Annotated in this window: 13 protein-coding genes; 4 read left to right on the top strand and 9 right to left on the bottom strand. The window is 73.1% G+C overall.

Annotated elements, in window-relative coordinates:
* The first annotated feature begins 7 nt into the window (after nt 1-7).
* Complete coding sequence (locus C2142_RS05165) at nt 8-724, top strand: DUF2625 domain-containing protein (protein WP_148641287.1); 717 nt, start codon at nt 8-10, stop codon at nt 722-724.
* A gap of 42 nt (nt 725-766) precedes the next feature.
* Here C2142_RS05165 and C2142_RS05160 read toward each other — a convergent pair whose 3' ends face one another.
* The gene (locus C2142_RS05160) at nt 767-2,278 is read right to left on the bottom strand and encodes a serine hydrolase domain-containing protein (protein ID WP_148641286.1); all 1,512 of its coding nucleotides are present in this window, start codon (nt 2,276-2,278) and stop codon (nt 767-769) included.
* A 69-nt stretch (nt 2,279-2,347) separates the two neighbouring features.
* Entirely contained in the window at nt 2,348-3,142 is a 795-nt protein-coding gene (locus C2142_RS05155; RefSeq protein WP_148642193.1) for a hypothetical protein, read from the bottom strand.
* 111 nt (nt 3,143-3,253) lie between these two features.
* On the opposite strand from C2142_RS05155, the gene C2142_RS05150 reads away from it, so the two are divergent.
* On the top strand, nt 3,254-3,886 hold the full coding sequence (locus C2142_RS05150; RefSeq protein ID WP_148641285.1) for a TetR/AcrR family transcriptional regulator: 633 nt from the start codon (nt 3,254-3,256) through the stop codon (nt 3,884-3,886).
* A gap of 11 nt (nt 3,887-3,897) precedes the next feature.
* Here C2142_RS05150 and C2142_RS05145 read toward each other — a convergent pair whose 3' ends face one another.
* Nucleotides 3,898-4,290, bottom strand: a complete 393-nt coding sequence (locus tag C2142_RS05145; RefSeq protein WP_148641284.1) for a MerR family transcriptional regulator — start codon at nt 4,288-4,290, stop codon at nt 3,898-3,900.
* An 88-nt stretch (nt 4,291-4,378) separates the two neighbouring features.
* Nucleotides 4,379-5,398, bottom strand: a complete 1,020-nt coding sequence (locus C2142_RS05140; protein ID WP_148641283.1) for an NADP-dependent oxidoreductase — start codon at nt 5,396-5,398, stop codon at nt 4,379-4,381.
* A 243-nt stretch (nt 5,399-5,641) separates the two neighbouring features.
* Here C2142_RS05140 and C2142_RS05135 point away from each other — a divergent pair, with 243 nt between their 5' ends.
* Nucleotides 5,642-6,382 (top strand): PIG-L deacetylase family protein, encoded by a 741-nt coding sequence (locus C2142_RS05135; protein WP_148641282.1) that lies wholly within the window; start codon nt 5,642-5,644, stop codon nt 6,380-6,382.
* On the opposite strand, the gene C2142_RS05130 is transcribed toward C2142_RS05135, so the two are convergent.
* From C2142_RS05130 to C2142_RS05110, 5 genes are all read right to left on the bottom strand, one after another.
* Nucleotides 6,379-7,152, bottom strand: a complete 774-nt coding sequence (locus C2142_RS05130; protein WP_148641281.1) for a DedA family protein — start codon at nt 7,150-7,152, stop codon at nt 6,379-6,381. The two genes, C2142_RS05135 and C2142_RS05130, sit on opposite strands and share 4 nt — an antisense overlap.
* Nucleotides 7,153-7,201: 49 nt before the next feature.
* Nucleotides 7,202-7,396: a DUF1918 domain-containing protein gene (locus C2142_RS05125; protein WP_148641280.1), complete on the bottom strand. Its 195-nt coding sequence runs from the start codon at nt 7,394-7,396 to the stop codon at nt 7,202-7,204.
* Nucleotides 7,397-7,532: 136 nt separating this feature from the next.
* The gene (locus C2142_RS05120; protein WP_148641279.1) at nt 7,533-8,210 is read right to left on the bottom strand and encodes a TetR/AcrR family transcriptional regulator; all 678 of its coding nucleotides are present in this window, start codon (nt 8,208-8,210) and stop codon (nt 7,533-7,535) included.
* A 111-nt stretch (nt 8,211-8,321) separates the two neighbouring features.
* Nucleotides 8,322-8,525, bottom strand: coding sequence for an acyl-CoA carboxylase subunit epsilon (locus C2142_RS05115; protein WP_148641278.1), 204 nt, complete (start codon nt 8,523-8,525; stop codon nt 8,322-8,324).
* Between the two features lie 76 nt (nt 8,526-8,601).
* The gene (locus C2142_RS05110) at nt 8,602-10,203 is read right to left on the bottom strand and encodes an acyl-CoA carboxylase subunit beta (RefSeq protein WP_148641277.1); all 1,602 of its coding nucleotides are present in this window, start codon (nt 10,201-10,203) and stop codon (nt 8,602-8,604) included.
* 908 nt (nt 10,204-11,111) lie between these two features.
* Here C2142_RS05110 and C2142_RS05105 point away from each other — a divergent pair.
* On the top strand, nt 11,112-18,699 hold a 7,588-nt coding region (locus C2142_RS05105; protein WP_194235755.1), incomplete at its 3' end, for an SDR family NAD(P)-dependent oxidoreductase.

The following is an 18,699-nucleotide window of genomic DNA, read 5'->3' as shown; positions in this document are numbered from 1 at the left end:
TGCCGGGGTGCGATCACTTGCGGAGCTGACAGAGGTGGACGACCCGGCCTGGCCGGTGCTGGAGGAGCTGTTCGGGGGCGGCGGCGCGGAGGTCGAGGTCTGCCCGGCCGACCCGGCCCGCGGACCGGTCGGGCTGGAACAACTCCAGGTCACCACCAGGTCGTTCCTCGGCGCGATGGTCGCCCACAGCGGAGGCCTGCTGGTGGACGGCGGCTGGCTGCGGGTCTACGGCGGGCCGGGCGGGCTGCCGTCGCTGGCCGAGGTCAACGCCTTCCCCGCGGCCGTCGAGCCCGACTGGCGGCCGGCCGACGGGCTGGTCGTCGCCCACGACGTCCTCGGCGGGGTCTTCGCGCTCAACGGCATGGAACCGGAGCGGCCCGGGGCACCGGGGGAGATCGTCTACTTCGCGCCCGACAGCCTGGAGTGGGAGGCGCTCGGCGCAGGGTACGCGGCCTGGCTGGAGTGGCTGCTGTCGGGGGCGCTCGACCAGTTCTACGAGAGCCTGCGCTGGCCGGGCTGGCGGGAGGAGACGGCCGGGCTGGCCGCGCACCAGGGCGTGGCGGTCTACCCGTTCCTCTGGACGGAGCAGGCCCGGGAGGATCTCGCCGGCACCACCCGCAAGCCGGTGCCGATGGCCGAACTCCTCGGCATCGCGGGTGACTTCTGCGCCCAGCTGGGCGTGGCCGACCCCGGCTTCCTCGGGCGGGTGGGGGCCGGCCGGTAGCGGCCGGCCCCCACGGCCGGCCGGCAGAGCTGCCTGGGGTGGCTACGCCGACTTGGCCGTCGCCCGGACGCCGAAGTGCACGTACCGGCTGCCGTCGGCGAGGGCGTAGAACACCACGGGTATCCAGGCGTCCCTCTCGTTGCGGCGCCCGGCGAACACCGTCTTCGCGGGCGTGTGCGAGACCGGGGTCAGGTGCCAGACCAGCGGGTCGAAGGTGCCCGCCAGGCCGTCGGCGCCCTCGTACGTCAGCCGGAGCGTGCCCCGGCCGCCGTCGCCCTCGGCGATGGTCATCAGGAAGCCCTCGCGCTTGTAGAGGCCGAGGAACGGCACCGTCTCCACGGCCGGGGGTTCGGCGGCCGGCTCGAACCCGGGCATGGCGACCTGGGCGAGTTCGGCGCACAGTTCGCGGCAGAGCGCCTCGAAGACCTTGGGCGCGGCGCCGCCGCCGTTCGTCAGCAGGGCGATGGCCAGGCCCTTCTCCGGGATGGTGCGCAGGTAGGCGAGCTGGCCGAAGGTGCTGCCGTCGTGGCCGAAGCCGCGCGCGCCGTCCCACTCGAACAGGCCCCAGCCCAGGCCCCAGTGGGCGCCGAGGAACCACTGGTCGGGCATCTCGACCTCGGGGGTCAGCATCGCGTCGACCACGGCGGCCGGCAGCACCCGGGTGCCGTCCTGCGCCGTGCCCCCGTCCACGAAGACCCGGGCGAACCGTGCCACGTCGGCGGCGGTCGCGCTGATCCCGCCGTACGGGCCGGCGGAGCGCGGCAGCATGTTCCAGAGCGGGGTGGGGACGGGGCTCTCGCCCGGCTCGCCCATGTGCCCCATCGCGGCGCGGAAGCGCAGCACCTCCTCGGGCAGGGTCATGGTGTGCTCCAGCCCGATGGGGTCGAGGAGCAGCTCCTTGAGTGCCTCGTCCCACGTCCGGCCGGTGGCCACCTCGACGATCCGGCCGAGGACGTTGTAGGCGGTGCTGGAGTACGACATGGTGACGCCGGGCGGGTTGGTCAGGCCGACGGCCCGCGCGCCCTCGACGTACCGGGCGAGGCAGTCGTCGCCCCGGCCGGTGTCGTTGACGTAGTCGCCCTCGATGCCGCTGGTGTGGTTGAGCAGCTGCCGCGGCGTGATCGTCCGGGTGGCCCGGGCATCGGCGACCGCGAAGTCCGGCAGGACGTCGGTGACCGGCGCGTCGAGGTCCAGCTTCCCGGCGTCGGCGAGCAGGACCACCATGGCGGCGGTGTAGCCCTTGCTGACGGAGCCGATCTGGAACACGGAGTCCGGGGTCACCTCGACGCCGGTGCCGGTGTGCAGTATGCCGGCGGCCAGTTCGTGGATCTCGCCGTCGGCCAGCACGGCCAGGGCGGCGCCCGGGATGTGGTGGGCGGCGAGGAGTTCGCCGAGCCGGGCCTGCCAACGGGCGGTGTCGAACGCCGGGGCACCGTCGTCCACGCCGAGCGCGCGGTTCACCGTACGGGTCACCCCGCGGTCGGTCTCCTCCAGGATTCTGGCCACCTCCTGGTCGACGAGCCTCGACACTTCCCGGCGCAGGTTCTCCGACATGCTTCTCCCTCGTGGTCACGGTGGAACGGCGCACGTGGCGCGGGCGGTGGCGCGGGCGGGGCCGGTCGGCTAGCCGGCGCTCCGGGCCCGTCGGCCGACGAGCCCGGTGAGCGAGCCGACGGTCGTGCGCGGCGGCTGCACCAGGTCGCGGTCCGGGCGCAGGACGGTGCGGAACGCGGCCCAGGCGAGTGCGCCGAGGGCGAAGCCGTAAGCGGAGACCAGCCCGTGCCCGTTCTCCTGGGCGAACCACATCGCCAGCCCGAGCACCGGCACGCCGAGTGCGAGCAGCCGGTTGTTGCGGACGGCCCTGCGGCGCACACTCTCGTCGTCGGCGCCCTGGCCGGCGCCCTGGCCGGCGCGCTCGCCGGTGCCGCCGTGCAGCAGCAGTGCCGCGGCCAGCGTCGCACCCAGGAAGTACGTAGCGCCGGAGCTGCCGGCGAAGTTGCGGGGGTCCGTGCTGTGGGAGGTCTGGCCCCACAGTGCGTCGATCCGCTCGGGCAGCAGGATGCCCGCGGCGAACAGGCCGAGCGTCAGCGGCGCGCCCCAGAACCAGTCGGCGAGGGCCGCGACGGCGGCGAGGGTGGCGATGTTCCACGCGGCTCCGCCGAAGCCCCCGTTCTGCATGAAGACGGAGGTGACCACGCGCCACCAGCCGGACTTCGAGGGGTCCGCGTCGAGCGCCCCCATCGCCCCCGACCAGCCGAGCTGGACGGCCACCCCGGCGAGCGCGAGCCCGGTGAGGCCGACGCCCGCCCACGGGATCCGCCGCCGGCCCAGTGTGCCGCGGCCGACCAGGGCCAGACCGCCGTTGAACATCAGCACCATCAGTGCCGCCGTGGTCACGTTGAACATGAGGATGTCCATCGTCACCGCCCCCCTCCGAGCCCGTGCGATTTTGCTGATCATGACAGTAGCGCGGCCGGGCCCGTTTTCAAACACTGTTTGAAAGTTGGCCGGGCTCGCTAGACTGCGACCGTGAAGCTGACCGCAGACCGGATCATCGACGCGGGGATGACGGTGTTCGCCGAGACCGGCTACCACGGCCTCTCCATGCGGCAGGTCGCGGACCGGCTCGACGTCCACGCCGGCAGCCTCTACTACCACGTGCCCAACAAGGCCGCACTGCTCCAGCTGATGGCCGACCGGGTGGCCCGGCAGGCGTACGAGGCCGGCACCGCCGCCCTGGCGGCACTGCCCGCGCAGGCCGACTGGCCGGCGCGGGTCACGGCGCAGGCCGTCGCCCTGCGGCAGAGCATCCGCCGGCACCCCGGCGGGGCGATCATGCTCGCGGGCAGCCCGAAGACCCTCAGCCCCGGCGCGCTCGCCCTGATGGAGCGGCTGCTCGCCACCCTCGCCGAGGCCGGTGTGCCCCCGGAACACCGCGGGACCGCCGCCGACACCGTGCTCAGCCACGTCACCGGCTACGTGCTCCAGGAGCAGAGTGAGCCACCGGCCGTTCCGGTCACCGCCGAGGACGTCGCCGCCCTCCACCGGAGCTTCCCCCGGACGGTGGCCGCCGCGGCCGCCCACGACCCGGACGAGAAGTTCGCCCGCAGCCTGGACCTGCTCTGCGCCGGCATCGGGACCCTGCTCCGCCCTGCACGCTGAGGCGCGGGGCGCTACGCCGCTCTCCGGCCGCCCCCGGTGGCGGCGTGCCGGGCCGGCTTCTCGCGCAGCGAGGTCAGCCGGGCGATCTCGGCGTCCAGGGCGGCCGGCCGCTGCTCGATCACCGGGGCGAAGGTCTCGGGCCCGGCGTCGCCGGTGGAGGCGCAGCTGCGCGGCGGGTACTCGGTGAGCAGGTCGAGCCGGTGGGCGCGGCTGCGGACGTCCTCGACGGTCAGGCCGAGCGCCAGCAGCTCGCGGATCGCCCGCACCCGGGCCACCTCGGCCGGCCCGTACTCGCGCTGGCCGGTGGCCGTGCGGACCGGTGGCGGCAGCAGTCCGCGCTGCTCGTAGAAGCGCAGCGCCCGGGGTGTGGTTCCCGCCGCTGCCGCCGCATCACCGATCCGCATCCGTCCCCCCACCGCCGGTTCCGGCCACCCGGCTGCCCGTCCACCCGCTCACCTGGGTGCCCGGCTGCCCGTCCACCCGCCCGTACGTCTACACCTCGACGATCGTCGCTCCGAACGTACGGCCTTCGATCAGCTGCGGCAACGCCTCCGGGGCCCGGTTGAGGCCCGGCACGGCCGTCCACGGGAAGGTGAGCTCCCCGGTGCGCAGCCAGTCGCCGAACCGCTGCCGCCACTCCGCCTCCAGTCCGGGGTGGTCCTGGCCGCGGAACCCGCGCACCGTGACGCCCTGGCTGAGCAGCCGGAAGGTGTCGACCACCGCCGGGGAGCTGCCGCCGCGCCGGTCCGGCGCCATCTGCCCGGCCAGCGCCCCGACCAGGGCGAACCGTGCACCCGGCCGGGCCGCGCCGACGGCGGCGGTGAGCTGCTCGCCGCCGACGGTGTCCAGCAGCACGTCGATGCCGTCCGGCGCGGCCCCGGCCAGCTGCTCGCCGATCGGCCCGGCACCGCGGACCAGCACCGCGTCGAAGCCGAGCTCCGCCGTCAGCCGCTTCGCCTTGGCGGGTGAGCCGGTGGTGCCGATCACCCGCGAGGCGCCGAGCAGCCGGGCCACCTGTCCGGCGATCGTGCCGACCGCGCCCGCCGCCCCGGTGACCAGCACGACGTCGCCCGCCCGTACGCCGGCCGAGCGGGTCAGCCCGCCGTACCCGGCGGAGGCGGGGGAGAGCAGGGCGACCGGGTCCGGCAGCGTGCCGTCCACCGGGGTGAACCCGGCCGCGTCGCCCACGGCGTGGTCCCGCCAGCCCTGCATGTGGGTGACCAGGTCGCCCGGGCGCAGCGGGCCGCCCGCCGGTGCGGCCAGCACCTCGCCGAGCGCGGGGCCGAACAGCGCATGGCCGGGGAGGATCCGCGGGAGCGGGAGGTCTCCCAGCTCGCCGCCGATGAGGGTGCGCAGGCCGGGGAAGACCAGGAAGGCGCGGTTGCGGACCAGCACCTCGCCCCCGCCCGGCGCGGCGAGCGGGGTCTCGACGAGCGCGAAGTGTGCGGGGGTGGGCAGCCCGTCGGGGGCGGTGCGGAGCCGGACCTCGCGGGCGGTGGTCGGGAGCGGCATGGTGGAACTCCAGGAGGAACACGGCAGCGGCCGTCCCGCTGCGGGTGCCGGGACGCTAACCCCTGACCTGCGGGTCAGGGGCAAGGACACAGCGAGCCCTCGTGGGAGGGAGTCTGACGGAGCGTTCGGCGGACGAGGGGATCGGTGATCTTCTAGAGTCACCATCGGTACGACCGTATGACTGCAATGGGCGCCAGGACCGCGCCGACTGCACCGCGTGCACCACGGAGAGGCAGCACCACCATGAGCGAGCAGGCCCCCGAGCCGTTCGAGCACGTCACCGAGGACTGGCAGACCGCACTGGCGGTCGTCGCCCACCCCGACGACATGGAGTACGGCGGCGCCGCCGCCGTCGCCCGTTGGACGTCGCAGGGCAAGAAGGTCGTCTATCTGATGGTCACCAGCGGCGAGGCCGGCATCGACTCGCTGAGCCCCGAGGAGTGCGGGCCGCTGCGCGAGGCCGAGCAGATCGCCTCGGCCGCCGTGGTCGGCGTCGACACCGTCGAGTTCCTCGGTCACCCGGACGGCGTACTGGAGTACGGGCTGCCGCTGCGCCGCGACATCGCCCGAGCCGTCCGCCGCCACCGCCCGGACATCGTCATCACCAGCAACTTCCGCGAGACGTACGGCGGGACCTTCCTCAACCAGGCCGACCACATCGCCGTCGGCCGGGCCACCCTGGACGCGGTGCGGGACGCCGGCAACCGGTGGGTGTTCCGCGAGCTGACGGCCGAGGGCCACGAGCCGTGGAACGGCGTGCGCGAGGTCTGGGCGGTCGCCTCGCCCGACGCCCGGCACGCCGTGGACACCACCGACCACTTCGAGCAGGGCGTCGCCTCGCTGGCCGAGCACAAGGCGTACCTGGCCGGACTGGGCGGCGCGATGGGCGACCCGCGCGAGTTCCTGGAGGGCTTCGGCCGGGGCGTCGGCAGCCGGCTCGGGACGCGCTTCGCCGTCCCGTTCGAGGTGTTCCCGCTCCGCTAGGGCCCCGGGCGTTCGCCCTCCGGGCCTTCGGATTCCCGGCCCTCGGACCCCGCGTCCGCGTCCGGGCCTGCGTCCGCGCGCCCGCCCTTCGGGCCCCCGGAGCTCTCGTCCGCCTGCTCGCGCCGTCCGCCGTCCGGCCTGCGGCGGCGCAGCAGGTGGCGGACGACGAGGGCCGCGCAGAGGACGACGAGGGCGATCAGCAGCCAGAGCTGGTAGCGGACCGCCGTCCGGTACACCGCGCCGATGTTGGCGCCGGCCAGGTAGCCGAAGGCGGACCAGACGCCGACCCAGAGCGCAGCCCCGAGCAGGTTGAACGGCTGGAACCGCCGCCAGGGCATCTCGGTGGTGCCGGCGATGATGCCGTTGGTCTGGCGCAGGCCGTCCACGAAGCGGGCGATCGTGACGACCTTGCCGCCGTGCCGGGCGAAGAAGCCGTCGGCGCGCGCCATCCGGGCTGGGGTGAGCAGGACGTAGCGGCCCCAGCGGTGGACGAAGGCGCGGCCGCCGGTGCTGCCGATCAGGTAGCCGAGGCTGTTCCCGGCGACCGCGGCGGTGAAGGCGATCGCCACGACGGCGGCGAGGCTGAGGTGCCCGGCGCCCGCGTAGACGGCGGCGAGCACCAGGACGGTCTGGCCGGGCGCCGGGATGCCGCAGTTGTCGAGCAGGACGAAGAGCGCCACGGCCAGGTAGCCGTACTGGTCGAGCAGTGGTGCGAGCCCGGCGAGCGCGCCGGGCAGTGCGGGGGCGGGGGCGGAGGCGGGGGCGGACACGTGAGTCACCACCCCGCGCCGCAGGCACGCGGGGTGGTGGCCGCCTGGGTCAGCGGAGCGCCTGGCGGGGTTCGATGTTGCAGTCGGGACCGGGGTAGATCAGGCCCGTGTGGCCGTCCTCGAAGCGGACCACGTACGGCGGCTCGCCCTCGGCGCCGCGCACCTCGATGATCTCGCCCTTCTGGTCGACCATGCCCACCGACCTGCTGTGGATGTGGAGCTGGTCACCTACCGCTGCGTGCATGGTCTTGCTCCTCGGGTAGCGGTGGCCGCGCGGGCGGCCGTTCTGCTTCCACTCTGCTGCGGTCCGCGCGGGCTCGCAACGGCGTGGTGTGCAGGCCCGGTGCGGGAACCGGCGCCGCGGTCGGCCGGGCCGTCGCTCAGCGCGGGCCGGCGGGTTCGGCGAGGTAGCGGCGGACCAGCCGCTTGGACTCGGCGATCATGACCGGGTCGCCGTCCGGGTCGCAGCGGAAGGCGAGCTTGAGCACGGCGTCCGCCGCCTCCAGGGCCACCCGCAGGCGCAGCGTGACCACCGCCGGGTCCGCCGCCGCGAACAGTTCGCCGCCGAGTGCCTGGAGGCGCAGGGCGACGGCGGTGTTGTTGTCCAGCTCGGCGTCGATCAGGTGCCGGTCGTCCCGGACCCCGGTGGGCACGGCGGCGTCGGCCAGCCCGAAGTCCACCTGGCCGAAGCCGGGCACGGTCCGCTTCATCGCCACGAACTCGTCCACGGCGAGGTCGGTGAACCCGGCCGGCCCGGGCGGGACCCCGGTGCTCAGCCGCCGGTCGAGGCGCTGGAGGTAGTGGTCGAGGTTGCGGCCGGCGAGCGCGGCCAGGAGGTCCTCCTTGCCGGCGAAGAACTGGTACAGCGTGCCGATCGGCACCTGGGCGCGGTGCGCGACCTCCTTGGTGGTGAGCGCGGTGGCCCCGACCTCGTCGAGCAGTCCGGCGCAGGCGTCCAGGATCCGGCCGTAGCGCTCCTGGCTGCGCTGCTGCACCGGCCGCCGGCGTCCGGCGGCGCGCTGCCCGGGGGCGTGGTGACTCCTCGTGTCCGCGCTCATGGGGCCACTGTGCCGCATCCGGCGCCGCCGCGGCCAATCACGAACGTGAGTACTGCCACATCCGGCCTCGGCCCGCCGGCCGCGACGGTGAACGGCGGGCCGGGGCCGTCCTCAGGCGGCCTGCTGCCAGCTGACCGGCGAGAAGTAGGCCGGGCGGCGCTCCCGGCGCTGCCAGGTGGCGATCGGCTCGACCGGCGCGGCGGCGGCCTGCCGGTCGGCCGCGCGGGCCATCAGCACGGCGGTCAGGGCGGCGAGCTCCTCGTCGGAGAGCGAGCCACGGACGATGCGGACGAGAGGTTCGACGGGTACGGCCATGATCCGGTTTCTCCCCCGGCGGATGCGTGGTGGGTGGACGGTGGCGCGGGAACTGAAGGCCGGCTGAACGGCGCTGCTACATCGGCGGGTTGCCGTGCTTGCGGCTGGGCAGGTCGGCGTGCTTGGTGCGGAGCATGGCGAGCGAGGAGGCGAGGACCTGGCGGGTCTCGGCGGGGTCGATGACGTCGTCGACGAGGCCGCGTTCGGCCGCGTAGTACGGGTGCATCAGCTCGCTCTTGTATTCCTTGATCTTCTGGGCGCGCATGGCCTCGGGGTCCTCGGCGCCGTTGATGTCGCGGCGGAAGATCACGTTGGCGGCGCCCTCGGCGCCCATCACGGCGATCTCGTTGGTCGGCCAGGCGAAGGAGAGGTCGGCGCCGATGGAGCGGGAGTCCATGACGATGTAGGCGCCGCCGTAGGCCTTGCGCAGGATGAGCTGGATGCGCGGCACGGTGGCGTTGCAGTAGGCGTAGAGGAGCTTGGCGCCGTGGCGGATGATGCCGTCGTGTTCCTGGTCGACGCCGGGCAGGAAGCCGGGGACGTCGAGCATGGTGACCAGCGGGATGTTGAAGGCGTCGCACATCTGGACGAAGCGGGCGGCCTTCTCGCTGGCGTTGATGTCCAGGACGCCGGCCAGCGACTGGGGCTGGTTGGCGATGATGCCGGTGACGTGGCCGTCGATGCGGGCCAGGACGCAGAGCACGTTGGTGGCCCAGCGCTCGTGGACCTCCAGGTACTCGCCGTGGTCGACGATCTCCTCGATGACCTTGCGCATGTCGTAGGGCCGGTTGCCGTCGGCGGGCACCAGGTCGAGGAGGGAGTCGTTGCGGCGCTCGACGGGGTCGTCGTTGACGGCGGTGGGCGGCATCTCGCGGTTGTTCTGGGGCAGCAGCGACAGGAGGTAGCGGACCTCCTCGATGCAGGACTGCTCGTCGTCGTAGGCGAAGTGGGAGACGCCGGAGACGCCGGAGTGGACGTCGGCGCCGCCGAGGCCGTTCTGGCTGATCTTCTCGCCGGTGACGGCCTGGACGACGTCGGGGCCGGTGATGAACATCTGCGAGGTCTCGCGGACCATGAAGATGAAGTCGGTGAGCGCCGGGGAGTAGGCGGCGCCGCCGGCGCAGGGGCCGAGCATCACGGAGATCTGCGGGATGACGCCGGAGGCGCGGGTGTTGCGCTGGAAGATGCCGCCGTAGCCGGCCAGGGCGGTGACGCCCTCCTGGATGCGGGCGCCGGCGCCGTCGTTGAGGGAGACCAGCGGGGCGCCGGCCGCGATGGCCATGTCCATGATCTTGTGGATCTTCTGGGCGTGGGCCTCGCCCAGCGCGCCGCCGAAGATCCGGAAGTCGTGGGCGTAGGTGAACACGGTGCGGCCGTGGACGGTGCCCCAGCCGGTGATGACGCCGTCGGTGTGCGGCTTCTTCGCCTCCAGGCCGAAGCCGGTGGCGCGGTGCCGGCGCAGCGGCTCCACCTCGCGGAACGAGCCCTCGTCGAGCAGCAGGTCGATCCGCTCGCGGGCGGTCAGCTTGCCCTTGGCGTGCTGGGCCTCGGTGGCCTTCTCGCTGGGGCCGCGGCGGACCTGCTCGCGCAGTTCGTGCAGCTCGGCGACCCGCCCGTGGGCGTCGGCCGGGATCTCGGGGATCTCGTCGCCGACCGGCGCCTCATGCACAACCGTCATCTCGAACCACTCCAAGGGTGAGGGAACCGTCCGAGCCCGCAGGCGGTGATCCGCTCCGCTGGGCGAACACTTCTTCGGTCATGCACACTACTGAACCAGGAGGCGCGATGTCGGACTGTTGATCAAGTTCGCAGCCCTGTGCGGCTGTTGTCGAGTCCTCTGGCTGATACCGCATCACCTTCGCCCGAAATCAGCGGTCGAATGCCCCGGGCCGGCTCGTCGGCGGGATTCTTCGGGCCGGCCGCCCGGTGATCCGGCGGCGGAGGGGCCGGATCGGATCGGTTGCGAGGGCGGGAAGTTGGTGGCCGTCGCAGTGGCCCGGGGGACGGATTCCGTCGCTCCCTGTCCACCCTTCGTCAGCACAGAGCACCAATCGTTTACTTGACGCCCGGTTAGATCTTGCAGGATTCTGTTCCGGGAAGGGCATGTCCATGGTGTCGACAAGAGAGGGAGGGTCCTGCATGGCCGGAAGCGGTCACCTCAGGGTCTTGACTCACCGGACACCACGGATTAACCCGGCCCGTGCGGACCTGTCCCGCACTGCCGGCGGACGGAATGCCCCACATCTGGTGGGCATTCGGCAAGCGCGGGCCGACGGCTGCGCAAAAGAGGACCGCGGCGGTTGGGAGCGCATCAAAACACGAACCGACATGTAATCCGACTGATCGTCACCCAGGGCGGGTCGGGTTGCGTCGCGCCAAAAAGGCGTGGTCAGGCGAGATCCAGGCACCGGTTCGGCGGATGCCGGCGATGAGGCCGGCGAGGTGTGCCTGTTGATCCCCGTGCGGAGTTCCGGCTCCGGCACGTGCAATTGACGCTCGACACCGAGGCGCGCCCGCGGCCGTGGCACCGCCACGGCCGCCGTCCGTTACGGCCGGGACACCGGGGATGTCAAGAGGGGTCTTCCCATGCAGAAGAACGACGTTGCCGTCATCGGCATAGCGTGCAGGTTTCCCGGGGCGGAGAACTACCAACAGTTCTGGGACAACCTGAAACACGGCCGGTCACACATCGACGAAGTCCCCCGGAGCCGTTGGGACTGGAGGAAATTACCTTCTCCGGACGGCGATCCCGGTGACGGACCGGTGCGTCGGGGTGTCAGCAAATGGGGCGGCTTCCTCACGGACGTGGACGCCTTCGACGCGGCGTTCTTCCGTCTCTCCCCGCTGGAGGCGGAGAGTACGGACCCGCAGCAGCGAATCATGCTGGAACTCGCCTGGTCCTGTATCGAGGACGCCGCGGTGCGGCCCGAAGCGCTGGCGGGAACGAGTGTCGGGGTCTTCCTCGGTTCCTACAATCTGGACTACAAGGAACTCCAGGAGCGGGAGCTGCGCGAGGTCGCGGCGCACCACTCCACGGGAACCGCGGGCGCGGTCATCGCCAACCGGATCTCCCACTTCTTCGACTTCCGCGGGCCGAGCGTGGCGGTCGACACGGCGTCCTCCGCCTCCCTGCACGCCCTGCACCTGGCCGTCCGGTCGCTGAACCAGGAGGAGTGCGGCGTCGCGCTCGCCGGCGGGATCAACCTGGTGCTGACCCCGGGGCGCAACGTCTCCTTCTCCAAGACCGGCATGCTGTCCCCCACCGGCTCCTGCAAGACCTTCGACGAGCGGGCCGACGGCTACGTCCGCGGGGAGGGCGCGGGCCTCGTCCTGCTCAAGCCCCTCGCCGACGCCGTCCGCGACGGCGACACCATCCACGGCGTCATCAAGGGCAGCGCCGCCAACCACAGCGGCCGCACCCGCACCCTGACCTACCCCAACGACGAGGCGCAGGCGCAGGTCATCGCGGACGCGATCCGCCGGGCCGGGATCTCCCCGGACACCATCGGCTACGTGGAGGCGCACGGGACGGGGACGCCCACCGGCGACCCGGTGGAGATCCAGGGCCTGGTGAAGGGGTTCCGGGCGGCCCGCGGCGACGCCGAGGCGTCCGGGACGGGCACGGAGGCGGAGTCCGGGCCGTCCGGCCACTGCGGCCTGGGCTCGGTGAAGCCGAACATCGGCCACCTGGAAGCCGCCGCGGGGATCGCCGGATTCATCAAGGTCCTGCTGGCGATGGGCCACGGGCAGCTGCCGGGCCTGCACAACTTCCGGGCCCTGAACCCGCGCATCCGTCTGGAGGGCACGCCGTTCCACATCGTGGAATCCCTGCGCCCCTGGAAGCCGCTGCTCTCGGAGGCGGGTGAGCCCCTTCCCCGCCGCTCCGGCGTCAGCTCCTTCGGCTTCGGCGGCACCAACGCGCACGTCGTGCTGGAGGAGGCGCCGCCGCGCACCGCGGCCACCCGCCGGCCCCGCCCCGGCTACCTGATCTGCCTCTCCGCCCGGACCACCACGGCGCTGGAGCAGCGGCTCCGCGACCTGGCCGGGTGGCTCGACCGGGAGTGGCCCGGGGTCGACCTGACGGACCTCAGCGCCACGCTCCTCCTCGGGCGCGAGCACCTCGACCGCCGGACGGCGCTGGTCGTGCGCAGCGCCGACGAGCTACGGGTGAAGCTGAAACGCCTGCTGGAGGCCGGACGGGCGAGGAACTGCCTCCACGACCGGGGCTCCGCCGGGCAGCCGGCCCCGGCCGACGGGGAGCAGGCCGCAGCGCCGGGCCCCGAGGGGCCGCGCCGCGAGGTGTCGAAGGCGTTCCACCTCGGCGCGGAGGTCCCCGCGGACGAGTACACGGAACAACTCCTGGCGCTGGCCGAGGCGTTCACGAAGGGGGACGGCCTCCCCTGGGCGGACCTCTTCCGGTCCGCCGGGGCGCGCAGGCTCCGCCTGCCGACCTACGCGTTCGACCGGCGGCGCTTCTGGATCACCCCGGACGTCGCCGACGGCGTGCCGGCCCCGGCCGGGGCCGGGGCAGCCGGGGGCGCAGCGGCCGGGCAGGGAGCGGCCGAGCACGAAGAGACCCGGCACGAAGAGGACGGGCACCAAGAGACCCGGCACGAGGCCGGGCACGAAGAACCAGCATCGGATGCGGGCGGCAACGCACGCCACTGGGAGTGGGCAGGTTTGGGCGTCGAAGAGAGTGTCGAGGCGGATCTCCGGAGCATCGCGGGCCGGGTCCTGAAGCTCGCGGCGGACGAGATCCACCCGAAGGACCGGCTGACCGACCTCGGGTTCGACTCAGTCGGCAACACACAACTGGCCCTGCGGGTGGGCGAGCACTTCGGGATCGACGTCACGCCCGAGCTCTTCTACACCTACTTCACGCTGGAGATGCTCCGGGACCACCTCGTCCGCGACCACCGGGACGCCGTCCGGCGCACCTACACGGAGGCCGTCGGCGCCCCCGCCACCGAGGCCGCCGGGAACGCCGGGGACGCCGGGAACGCCGGGGCCGACGCCCCCGTCGACAACTCCCGCGCCGACAACGCCCCCGCCGCCGAGGCTGCTGCCGAGGCCGGTCCCCGGGCCGTCCGGGCCGAAGCGGCCCCCGCCGCCCCCGGCACGCCCGGTGCGTCCTCCGCCGACGACGACGCCATCGCGGTCATCGGGATGAGCGGACGCTTCCCGCAGGCCCGGACGGTCGACGAGTTCTGGAACCTCCTTGCCGAGGGCCGGGAGGCGATCGGGCGGATACCCGCGGACCGGCTGGAGAGCTGGCGCGGCCCCCTCGACGTGACCGGCGTCAAGGGCGGCTGGCTGCCCGGCGCGGCCGAGTTCGACCCGCTGTTCTTCGAGATCTCCCCCAAGGAGGCCGAGACCATGGACCCGCGGCAGCGCCTGCTGCTGCAGGAGTCCTGGCGGGCCCTGGAGGACGCCGGCTACGGGGCCCGGCAGCTCCGCGACAACACCATGGGCATGTTCGTCGGCGCCGAGCAGGGCGACTACCAGCGCCTCACCGGGGACGAGGAGACGCTCACCTCCGGCCACGACGGCATCCTGGCCGCCCGCCTCGGATACTTCCTGAACTTCTCGGGCCCGGTGCTCAGCATCAACACGGCCTGCTCGGCGGGCCTGGCGGCCGTGCACCAGGCCTGCCTGAGCCTGCGCACCGGCGAGTGCGACACCGCGGTCGCGGCGGGCGTCAACCTCCTGTCGACGTCCACGTTCTTCGAGCACGCGACCCGGTCCGGCATGCTGTCGGAGGACGGCGTCTGCTACGCCTTCGACAAGCGTGCCAACGGCCTGGTGATGGCCGAGGCCGTCGCCGTCGTGGTGCTGAAGCCCCTGGCGAAGGCGGTCGCCGACGGCGACCGGATCCACGCCGTCATCCGGGCCAGCGGCGTCAACTACGACGGCCGGACCAACGGCATCACCGCGCCCAGCCAGCCCGCGCAGGCCGCCCTGCTGGGCACCGTCTACGAGCGGTTCGGCATCGACCCGGCCGGCATCGACCACGTGGTGGCGCACGGCACCGGCACCCGCCTCGGCGACCCCATCGAGGTGAACGCCCTCGCCGGCGTCTTCGGCCGCTACACCGACAAGAAGCAGTACTGCGCGCTGACCTCGGTCAAGACCAACGTCGGGCACACCCTGGCCGCCTCCGGCGTGGTCAGCCTGATCGGGATGGTGCAGGCCCTGCGGCACGAGACGCTGCCCGCGAGCCTGCACTGCGAGCAGGAGAGCGACTACATCAACTGGGCCGACAGCCCCTTCTACGTCAACCGGGAGGCGCGGCCCTGGAAGGACGCACCGGGCCGCAAGCGGCTCGGCGCGGTCAGCTCCTTCGGCATCAGCGGCACCAACGCCCATGTCGTGGTGGAGGGTTACCGGGCCGAACCGGTCCGCTCCGGCGCCGGTGACCGGCCCTCCCAGCTCCTCGTGCTCTCCGCCAAGACCGACGAGACGCTGCGGACCAGGGCGGCGGAGCTGCTCGCCCTCCTGAAGGACGGCGGAGCCGCGGAGCCCGGCCTCGACGGGATCAGCGCCACCCTGCTCGGCGGCCGGCACCACTTCGCGCACCGCTGCGCGCTGGTCGCCGCCACCCGCGAGGAGGCCGCGCAGCTGCTCCAGCAGTTCCTCGACGGCAAGAAGGCCCCCCAGCTCTTCCGGGGGACGGCCGGCCGGGACTTCCAGCCCCAGGTCGCCCTCACCGAGTACGGCAACGAGCTGATCGGGCGCGCCGCCGGTGCGGCCGGCGACCGCGGCCGCTACCAGGACACCGTCCGCGCCCTGGCCGACCTCTACTGCCAGGGCTACGAGCTCGCCTGGGAGCGGCTCTTCGGCGACCGGCCGCCGCTGCCCGTGTCGCTGCCCGGCTACCCCTTCGCACGCGAGACCTACTGGGCCGGGGCGGACGCGCCCCGCCCCGCCCTCGCGGCGGCCGGCCAGGGCGCGCGCCCGCGCCTGCACCCGCTGCTGGACGCCAACGAGTCCACGCTCCAGGCCCAGCGGTTCGGCAAGCAGCTGTCCAAGGACGAGTTCTTCCTCCGCGACCACGTCGTGGACGGCAAGATCCTGCTCCCGGGTGTCGCCCACATGGAGATGGCGTACACGGCCGCCCGGCTGTCCAGCGGCTCCGACGCCGTGACGCTGCAGGACATCATCTGGGGCCACCCGATCGTCATGGAGGAGGACTCCCGGACGGTCAACATCGAGCTGAGCCCGCTCAAGCAGGACACGCTGGACTACCTCGTCTACGCCGAGACCGACGGCAGGCGGACGGTGTTCTCGCAGGGCCGCGCGAACTACGCCGCGGAGCAGCCCTCGCGGGTGCGGGGCAGCATCGACATCCCCGGCATCCTGGCACGGTGCACCGGCCGCCAGGAGAACGCGGAGATCTTCGCGAGCTTCCGGGAGCTGGGCTTCGGCTACGGCGAGACCTTCCAGGCCATCGAGACGCTGCACTGCGGCGAGACCGAGGCACTGGCCCGGATCGTGCTCGGCGACGGCCTGGAGGGCGAGTACCCCGCCTTCACCATGCACCCCTCGCTCTTCGACGCCGCGCTCAACACCCTGCGCGGCATCGGCCACCAGGACGGCGTGCTGAGGATCCCGTTCAGCCTCGAAGAGCTCGTCGTCTTCGCCCCGATCCCGAGCACCTCCTACTGCCACGCCACGATCCACCGGATCGCGCGCGACGGCGCGGTCAGCGTCAACCTGGCGATCTGCGACGAGAGCGGCGCGGAGTGCGTGCGCGCCACCGGCCTCGTCTTCAAGGAGTTCGCGGCCAAGAAGGACGAGGAGCTGCACCTCTACGTCCCGCGCTGGACCGAGGGCACCCCGCAGGAGTCCGGCGCCCCCGCCGGCGCGGACGGCGTCCTGCTCGTCCTCGACGACGACGAGGCGCGCCCGGCACGGATCGCGGCCGCCCGCCGCGGCCCCGTCGTCCGGGTGACGGCCGGCCAGGCCTTCGCGGAGCCGTCCCCCGGCGTCTTCACCGTCGACCGCCGCAGCGGCGCCGACTTCGACCGCCTGCTGCGCACGCTCGGCGAACGCGGCCGGCTGCCCCGGGAGATCGCCGACCTCTGGGCACTGACGCCCGGTCAGTCCGACCTCACCCTCGGGCTGGAGAGCCTGCGCCACCTCTTCCGGGCCGTGCACCAGGCCGGCGTCGAGCACGAGATCCAGTACCTGGCCGTGCTGCCGGGCGAGCAGGGCCCCGGTGCGCAGGAGCCGGCCCGGGCGGCGGCGGAGGCACTCTCCGGGTTCGCCCGCGCCATGACGCCCGTCAACCACCTGTTCCGGATGAACACCCTCCAGCTCGACGCGGCCGCCGTCGCCGAGGCCGTCGCCGCCGGCGTGCTGCGGGAACTGCACCTGACCGAGGGTCCCACCGCCCGCGGCGGGCACGAGATCCGGCACACCGGTGCCACCCGCTCCGAGCGGGTCCTCCGGCCGTGGACCGCCGGCGGCAAGCCCGCGGCCTCGCCGCTGCCCCTGAAGGAGGGCGGCGTCTACCTGATCAGCGGCGGCGCCGGCGCGCTGGGGCTGCACCTCGCGACCTACCTCGCCCAGCAGTGCCGGGCCAGGCTCGTCCTGCTCGGGCGCCGCGAGCCGGACGCCGAGCGGCGGGAGAAGCTCGCCGCGCTGGAGGCGGCCGGGGCCGAGGTCCTCTACCTCGCCTGCGACGTGGCCGACCGCGCCGACGTCGGCCGCGCCCTGTCCGCGGCGCGGGAGCGCTTCGGCAGCCTGGACGGCGTCTTCCACAGCGCCGGCATCGTCGGCAGCACGGGCGTCATGGAGGCCGGCCAGGCCGACTTCGACGCCGTCCTGGCGCCGAAGCTGCACGGCACCGTCCACCTGGACGAGCTGACCGGGCAGGACCCGCTGGACTTCTTCGTCCTCTTCTCGTCCATCGCCGCCTACGTCGGCGACTTCGGGCAGGGCAGCTACGCCGCCGCCAACCGCTTCCTCGACGCCTACGCCCACCAGCGGGAGGCGCTGCGGGCCGAGGGCCTGCGCCACGGCCGGAGCATCTCGGTCAACTGGCCGTACTGGGACGAGGGCGGGATGCTCGGCGACATCGAGCAGGACGGCACCGCCAAGACCCTCTACTACGACTACTCCGGCATGCGCGGCCTCAGGACGGCCGAGGGCATCCAGGCGCTGCTGAAGATCCTGGTCTCCGGCGAGACCCAGGTCGTGGTGACCAAGGGCGAGCGGGCGAAGATCGAGAAGGTGCTGCGGGTGGCCGGCGCGGACCGCGCCAAGGCGGCCCCGAAGGCCCCGGCGGCGCGGGCGGTGGCCGCCGCGGCGGTCCGCCCGTCGGTCCAGGCGCGCGTGACCGTCCCCGTCGCCGTGGCCGCGGAGCCGGTGCCGGCTGCGGGTGGTGGTTCGGAGGAGTTGCTGGGCCGGACGGTGGAGTATCTGAAGGACCGTCTGTCGCAGGTGTTCCGGATTCCGAAGGGGCGGATCGACGCTGCTGCGGAGTTGGGTGAGTACGGGATCGAGTCGATCCAGATCATGGAGTTGATGCGTCTTCTGGGGAAGGACTTCGAGTCGATTCCGGGGACGTTGTTCTTCGAGTACCGGACGATCGACGAGTTGGCGGGGTACTTCTCGGAGAACCAGGCGGAGCGGCTGACCGAGCTGCTGGGTCTCGGGGAGTCCGTGGCACCGGTTGCGGCGCCGGTAGTGGCTCCGGCTGCGGTGCCGGTTGCGGCGCCGGTGGCTGTCGCGGAGCCGGTGGTGGTTGCGGGTGGTGGTTCGGAGGAGTTGCTGGGCCGGACGGTGGAGTATCTGAAGGACCGTCTGTCGCAGGTGTTCCGGATTCCGAAGGGGCGGATCGACGCTGCTGCGGAGTTGGGTGAGTACGGGATCGAGTCGATCCAGATCATGGAGTTGATGCGTCTTCTGGGGAAGGACTTCGAGTCGATTCCGGGGACGTTGTTCTTCGAGTACCGGACGATCGACGAGTTGGCGGGGTACTTCTCGGAGAACCAGGCGGAGCGGCTGACCGAGCTGCTGGGTCTCGGGGAGTCCGTGGCACCGGTTGCGGCGCCGGTAGTGGCTCCGGCTGCGGTGCCGGTTGCGGCGCCGGTGGCTGTCGCGGAGCCGGTGGTGGTTGCGGGTGGTGGTTCGGAGGAGTTGCTGGGCCGGACGGTGGAGGAAGGGCCGT

This window comes from Streptomyces sp. CB01881 (genome assembly GCF_002953255.1).
GTDB lineage: Bacteria > Actinomycetota > Actinomycetes > Streptomycetales > Streptomycetaceae > Kitasatospora.
This window is presented reverse-complemented; position numbering and strand designations above follow the sequence as displayed.